Below are 437 nucleotides of genomic sequence, written 5' to 3'. Positions count from 1 at the left end.
GCGCCAGGGTGCTCGTCACAAGGCGAAAGGGGCGACGCCCAAGCCGGGACATACCCGGCGATCTCCGGCGCGCTTACTCACCGAACATCGAACCGAGTCGCAAAATGGCGGACATGACGGTCGACCCCATCACGCTCTCGGTCCTGCAGAACGGCCTGATGCAGGTCTGCAACGAGATGGACCTCGCCTTCGTTCGCAGCGCGTTCAGCCCCGTGATCGCCGAGGCGCTCGATCGCTCCGACGGCATCTACCACCGCGACAGCGGCGAGCTGATCGCGCAGGGCGAGCTCGGCCTGCCGGTGTTTGTCGGCAGGATGCAGTTCACGGTGCAGGCCGTGATCGAGCGCGTGAATCGGCTGAAGATCGCGCTGCATCCGGGCGACGTCTTCATCGTCAACGACCCGTACCTCGGCGGCACGCACCTCATGGACGTGAAG

At 65.4% G+C, this 437-nt stretch carries 1 protein-coding gene; it reads left to right on the top strand.

Features of this window, described 5'->3' with window-relative positions; all coding sequences use genetic code 11:
• Nucleotides 1-113: 113 nt before the first annotated feature.
• Nucleotides 114-437 (top strand): hydantoinase B/oxoprolinase family protein (locus tag I6F37_RS40440; RefSeq protein WP_225154441.1); only part of this gene is annotated, 324 nt, incomplete at its 3' end.

Source organism: Bradyrhizobium sp. NBAIM08, assembly GCF_020193935.1.
Taxonomy (GTDB): domain Bacteria; phylum Pseudomonadota; class Alphaproteobacteria; order Rhizobiales; family Xanthobacteraceae; genus Bradyrhizobium; species Bradyrhizobium yuanmingense.
This window is presented reverse-complemented; position numbering and strand designations above follow the sequence as displayed.